4 protein-coding genes are annotated in these 6,649 nt (G+C 43.1%); all 4 read left to right on the top strand.

Going from position 1 to position 6,649, the window contains the following annotated elements; translation table 11 throughout:
• Window positions 1-4,002, top strand: a 4,002-nt coding sequence (locus F6K37_RS22510; RefSeq protein WP_287252257.1) for a tetratricopeptide repeat protein, incomplete at its 5' end; no start/stop codon positions are given.
• The gene (locus F6K37_RS22505; RefSeq protein ID WP_154659734.1) at window positions 3,983-4,129 is read left to right on the top strand and encodes a hypothetical protein; all 147 of its coding nucleotides are present in this window, start codon (window positions 3,983-3,985) and stop codon (window positions 4,127-4,129) included. The genes F6K37_RS22510 and F6K37_RS22505, both read left to right, overlap by 20 nt.
• Window positions 4,130-4,303: 174 nt before the next feature.
• The gene (locus tag F6K37_RS22500; protein WP_287252256.1) at window positions 4,304-5,098 is read left to right on the top strand and encodes a sulfotransferase domain-containing protein; all 795 of its coding nucleotides are present in this window, start codon (window positions 4,304-4,306) and stop codon (window positions 5,096-5,098) included.
• 730 nt (window positions 5,099-5,828) lie between these two features.
• Entirely contained in the window at window positions 5,829-6,308 is a 480-nt protein-coding gene (locus tag F6K37_RS22495; protein ID WP_287252255.1) for a hypothetical protein, read from the top strand.
• Window positions 6,309-6,649 lie beyond the last annotated feature (341 nt).

Below are 6,649 nucleotides of genomic sequence, written 5' to 3'. Positions count from 1 at the left end.
TACCGTAACTTAGCAAAAGTTCTAACTCAAACCAATCAACCAGAAGCAGCAGCAGATTATTGGTATCAAGCCCTGACATTGGAACCGAATACGGTATCGGCTGAAGAACACTTGAATTTGGGTAATACCTTAACCGCCCAAGGGAAATTAACCCAAGGGATAGCTTGCTATCGTCAGGCAATTCAATTGAAACCTAATTTGTCTGAAGCTTACCATCGACTAGGGGCTTTGCTAAAAAACCAAGGAGAAGAGCAAGAGCTGCTAAGCCTTTATCAGCAGGCAGTTCAAAACAATCCCCAAGATGCTAAAGCTTACTTCTATTTAGGAAACCTGTTCACAGAGGAAGAAGCATGGGAGGAAGCTTACCCTTCTTATCTCAAAGCCACTCAACTGCAACCGAATCTTGCACAAGCCCATCATAATTTAGGAGATACCTTAGTTAAGCAGCAACGGTGGGAAGAAGCAGTAACAGCTTACCGTCGAGCCATTGAGATACAGCCAGAATTTTCCTGGTCTTATAACAACATGGGCGATGCCTTGCTTAAATTGGAACGGTGGCAAGACGCAGCCGATGTGTTCCGAAAAGCCATTGAACTCAAGCCAGATTTCCCCTGGTCTTATCAAAATTTAGGTGATGCTCTACAAGCATTGGAGCAATGGGATGAAGCAATTATTGCCTATCGCCATGGGATTGAGGTGAAATCCGATTGGCCTTGGTCTTACTATAACTTGGGACAAGCCTTAGCAAAAACTGGACAGTGGCTTGATGCGATCGCATGTTATCAAAAAGCTATCGAACTTGACCCGAATTTTGCTAAAGCCTACAGTCATCTCGGTGAAGCCTTAGCCAGAATTGGCGAGTGGGATGAAGCCATTATCTCTTACGAACAAGCCATTGATATTGACCCCAGTCTTCATGTTTCCGTATACCAGAATTTAGGGGAAGCCTTAGAACGAAAAGGATATAGTAATTCAGAATATAGTAATTCAGAGCTTAATAATTTAGAACTTAGGACAAAAGACGATAGCTCTAGGTTGCTCTTTGAACCAATCAATTCAGAGCTTAGGACAAAAGACGATAGCTCTGAGTGGCCTCACGTTTTCCTTCAACCCTTTCATCCCCCCCAAACTCTCCCCGATGGCAGCCCCTGGCCAAAGATATCGATTGTTACCCCTTCGATGAATCAAGGTGAGTTTATCGAAGAAACTATTCTATCAGTGATTCATCAGCACTATCCCAATGTCGAACATATCCTAATTGATGGGGGCTCTACTGATGAAACCATCACCATTGTTAATCAATACCTAGAGCACCTTACCTATGTGGTTAGTGAACCGGATAGTGGCCAAAGTGAAGCCTTGAACAAAGGATTTGCGATCGCATCTGGGGAAATCTTGACGTGGCTTAATAGTGATGACCGATTAGCCCCAGGAGCATTATATAGGGTAGCCCTAGCATTTTATACCAGTGGTGCTGATGTGGTAGCCGGTGTCTGTCAACTGTTTAAGGATGGCATAGCCCTAGAACAACACTTGACATCCTGTGCTAATGGACTGATGTCCCTTGAAGAAATCTTAGATGTAGAAAGGAATTGGCTAACAGGGAAATTCTTCTATCAGCCAGAAGTTATGTTTACCCGCACCATTTGGGAAAAGTGTGGGGCATCAGTAGATGAAGCCCTCTTCTACAGTATGGATTACGAGTTGTGGGCGCGATTTGCGGCTATTGGAGCCACCTTGCAGGTAATTGGTTATCCCGTAGCTCAATACCGTATCCATGAAAACCAAAAGACTAGCACTAAAGATAAGTATGAGCCGGAATTACTATCGGTATCAGAGGCACTGCGGACTAAATTCAACTGTCCTAAGTCTAAGGCGACAGAAGAGCCTGGGCAACGCCACAGCCTCCGCATTGTGTGCTTCAACGATACCGGATTTCTCGGAGGGGCTGGGATTGCTCACCAACGCATTGCCCAATCCTTAGCCTTAGCAGGACATCAAGTAATTCCCGTTGCTGGCACATTAGACTGGTCATTAACTCCCGTAGACTGCACAGGGTCAGAGGTTTATCAATTAATTGCTAGTGTCAATCCGGATTTAGTCGTAGTGGGCAATATCCATAATATGACCAATCCCTTGGAGATTTTGGAAATACTTACCAGTAATTTCCCCACCATCTTTGTGATGCACGACCAGTGGTTACTTACTGGACGCTGTGCTTATGTAGGGGATTGTGAGAATTATACCACCCTATGTGATCACGAATGTCCCACTAGCCATGAATACCCGAGCTTAGCATCAGAGAAAATAGCCGATGCTTTTCGTAAAAAACACCGGCTTTTAGGGAGCTATAAAACTTTGTTAGTGCTAGGGGATAGTCACTGGACGACTAATTGGGCTCGTTATGCCTTTGACTATCACCACCCTCGAAGGAATTTCCAAGAATGCGAAAGCAAATTTCAGAGCATTTACTATGGCATCGATTTAGATATCTTTCGGCCCTTAGACCAGGCAGAATGTCGGAGCCAGCTAAATTTACCTCACGATAAATTTATTATACTCACTGGTAGTCAATCTGTAAAGGATCAGCGCAAAGGATTTAAGTATCTACTCAAAGCCCTAGACATTGCCAATCTCGATGATATCCTACTGGTTAGTTTTGGTCATGGCTCTGCGATCGCAGAAAACCTTGATATTTGGAGTACAGGATATATCGAGAACCCCTCTATTCTAGCATGTTACTACAGCGCTGCGGATGTATTTATTGGGCCATCCCTTCAAGAAGCATTTGGTCAAACCTTTATAGAAGCCGCAGCCTGTGGCACACCAGCCATTGGCTATGGAGTAGGTGGTGTCAAAGAAGCCATCTTGAATCGAGTCTCAGGACGAGTAGTGACCCAAAAAACCCCAGAAGCCTTAGCTAAGGTAATCAAAGAATTATACTATGACCCCCACAAATTAGACCTGTTGGGGAAAACCGCAGCTATTTATATAGCCAACCACTTCTCCTTACAGTCGAGCTATCACAGTTTTATGGTGGCCTTAGACCAAAGCGGTTGGGTCGATCAGCTCCAAATTCCGAGGGCAAGTAAATTTTTAGTAGACTCTCCCAAACTTACTCAACCCCTAGCCATTAAAAGCGGCATTCCCAAAAACAACAGTAGTATTATCTCTGGGGTTGGTATTCAAGGTTATACCCGTCAGGGTTTTGGAGCATTAGAACCACCCTTGCCAGAAATTGGTCTTTTTCGTCCCAGCCAGTGGTTACTTTGGCCAGAGGGAGAGTTTGCCATCATTGCCGATAATCCCAGGAAAGGTCAGCTAGTCATTGCCTGCCGTAACGTCTCCCAGGGTCAGTTCCTTGAAGTTTGGCAACAGGGTAAGTTAGGATTGCGGGTGGCAGTGCATCACTCTGGGATCGATCAAGTTAATGTATTTACCCTACCGATTTCGTTACTTGAAGGCTTCAATTTATTTTCCCTGAAGACCGAGACCTATCATGTTGATCAGTCCAATCGTCATTTAGGGGTACTGATTGAGAGAATTACCTTTACAGAGCAACTCGATTGGGAACCGTTGCGGGAACACAATGAATTATCTATCCTTATGGATGACCATCTCAATGGGATCGGTTGGTTATCACCTGAAACATTAAATGGCACACCAGTTCGCTGGATGGAGAAAGTAGGTAGTGTGATTATTGACGGTATTAATACTATCAAGCCGCTTCAAGTGCGAGTTTCAGGAATGATGGCGATTGAGAAACGGTTTATTAGGGATATGGTAGTTAAGATAAATGGCAACGCTATTGATGGAGAGGTTCAGGAACAATCCGATAAATCTTGGGTGTTTGAAGGAATTATTCCCTCTGGCCGCCTAACCTTAAACGCTCCATTTGTGCTATCGATTGAATCACCAGGGGTGGGTCAGTTATCATCCATTGATTCGAGATTAGCTAGCCTATTAGTGAAATCAGTTACGATTGGAGCAGCTGAAGGTTAATGGTAAGCATTCAGCCGTCAGCCGTGAGCTTTTAGCTCACGCTGCGCGAACAGCCGTCAGCCATTCCCGTAGCGTGGCCAAGGCTAACGCTACCGGAATGGCTTATATTATTCAAAAGCACAATTAGTGTGCGCTATGGGCATAACCCGTAGCCTAGCCACAAGTTTTTGGCTGATAGCTGATAGCTGATAGCTGAATGCTTACGGTTAATGGGATATTCTTCAGTACCTAGTATAATAAGTTAAATCTTGACATAGGGAGTAGGGAGTAGGGAGTAGGGAGAAGAGTTTAAAGAGGTTTAATGGAAAAAATTATATATACACGAGACAATCAGAAAGTTTCTCTTGAGGTACCTCCCCCTGGTGATATTCCTAGTTTCTTCGTGTTCGCGCTCCACAAATCAGGGAGTGTGATGCAGGACAAAATTATTGAAGATATCGGTTTTACCTTAACTATACCACTGATTAGTGTTGCCAAGACTTCCTTTAATCAAGGGGTAGAAGAAAGTGCCTTTGGTAAGGAGATATGTGACCTTTTTGTCAAAACTGGATATGGCTTTTACGGCTCTCGATATCTCCCTGCCTATCTTAATCATTTCGATTTGAGTGGTTTCAAAAAAATCTTACTAATCCGGGATCCTAGGGATATTGTAGTATCCCATTATTTTTCCATGAAGAACAGTCATGTTATTCCCCCAGGTAAGGTAGGTGATGCCCTTTGGAAAAATCGCCAGCGACTACAAGATATGGATATAGACCAGTATGCGATTCAACAAGCACCTATATTTCGCAACATAATTCAAAAGTACAGCAAGATTGAAGATCAGTTATTCAAACTTTTTAGGTATGAAGATATCGTTTTCAATAAGCGTCAGTGGGTTGCGGATATTATCACGTTTTTAGAATTAGAGCTTGAGGATAGCAAAATAGAAGAAATAGCTAAGAAGCACGATATTTTTCCAACTAAAGAAAATCCCGCCTTACACATCCGTAAAGTCACCCCAGGGGATTACAAGGAAAAGTTAAAACCCGCCACTATTGATAAGCTTAATGAATGTTTTAAAACTATCTTGATTAAGTATGGGTATGAGAATTAAGGTTGAAGGTTGTCTTTCATAATGTAGAATTAAGAATGTAGAATTAAGAATGTAGAAGGCAGAATTAAGAATGTAGAAGGCAGAATTAAGAATGTAGAAGGCAGAATTCCCAATTCCCAATTCTAAATTCCCAATTCTAAATTCTAAATTCCCAATTCTAAATTCTAAATTCTAAAATGTTAAAGGTTGTTTAAGATTTTTCCTATTCCCTATCGGGTACATCTCACTGTCTTTATGGAAAGCCCCAGTGGGGGAAACTCCCGTGAAGCCACTGTCTCCCCTTTGGCCGCTGACAAAAATTCCTGGGAAAATTACCACACTTCCCATCCGCCACACATTTTCTTTCGGGAGCAGGTCTTGCGTTGCAGAACAAAAGTACTATGTACCATTAGAGCTTGGCTTTTACCCGGGGGCTATAGATAATGTACAAATATTCGGGCATTTGTGACATGCTCCCCCTATTACCTATTACCCATTACCTATTACCCATTACCTATTACCCAGATAAGCGTACAAATGTTCTGCATAAGTAGACATGCTCCCTTTTCTTTCTTTGCTCTTGACAACTGTTTTTCCTGTCGTATAAGATATCCGAGGTTACTTGAGCTCCTAGTAACAAGAAGCTGCAGCCGTAACAACTGTAGGGGTACAGAAAAAATAGTTACGAGGCAGCATCAACATTTAGGTTAACTAACTGTCAACCCAATCCTTAGGATAAGGAAAAAAAATTATGCAAAAACTACGCAATGCGCTATTGGCATTAGTTATTGCCATAGCTCTGACTTGGATGCCTTCCTTTACGGTAGCTTCTGCACAGCCTATTGAATATATTCCTGGACTCCAGTTTTCAATCGAACCCTGGGGGGAGTTTGTCGAATCACAAAGCGGTCGGATATATTCGCCGGGCCACAAAGTTCGTGTTTTTTATGACTCCCTAAGGGTATCTTCTGAGAATTCTAGCTGTCCTCGATTTGGCCCTTTTACTGAGGTAACAGGCCACGTGATGTCTGATAACAGCGGCGATATTACTGACTTCGGCGTTGAATCCCTTGACCCCCCTGCAGTGGATTTCGTCAAGGTTGGAACGTTTACTACCCCTAAGTGCTATGCGGGTAGTGAAGAGATCCAGATCTGGTTCACTGGCACCGGCAGTGGGTGTGTTGATAGTGATTTCGGCAACAATTACCATTTTCCAGTGATTTGCCAATAATAAGTTGTTGAGTCTGGCGGAAATTATCAGCAGTGAACTAACTTAGCCTTCGCTACTGGAATTCTCCCCAAGGAAGCAACTGAAAAAGCGATGCAGCGATGCAGGGCGTGCTGCATTGCTTTTTCAATAAGGTTGTTAAAGGTTGAATATTTTTTGTTACTCTAGATTCCCGATTCCCGATTCCCGATTCCCGATTCCCTACTCCCTACTCCCTACTCCCTACTCCCTACTCCCTTAGGATAGGCTCTAGCTTTTAATTTTTGCATCCATCCCTTGACAGTTGGTTGCTTAAAGATACTATCAATCACCTCTTTCATATCTTCAGCAACTGGAATAAACTG

This window comes from Moorena sp. SIO4E2 (assembly GCF_010671945.1).
Classification (GTDB): Bacteria; Cyanobacteriota; Cyanobacteriia; order Cyanobacteriales; family Coleofasciculaceae; genus Moorena; species Moorena producens.
This window is presented reverse-complemented; position numbering and strand designations above follow the sequence as displayed.

Excerpts from the sequence above, each read along its gene's own strand:
- F6K37_RS22500 (WP_287252256.1), top strand. The coding sequence starts at position 4,304 with ATGGAAAAAATTATATATACACGAGACAATCAGAAAGTTTCTCTTGAG.
- F6K37_RS22495 (WP_287252255.1), top strand. The coding sequence starts at position 5,829 with ATGCAAAAACTACGCAATGCGCTATTGGCATTAGTTATTGCCATAGCT.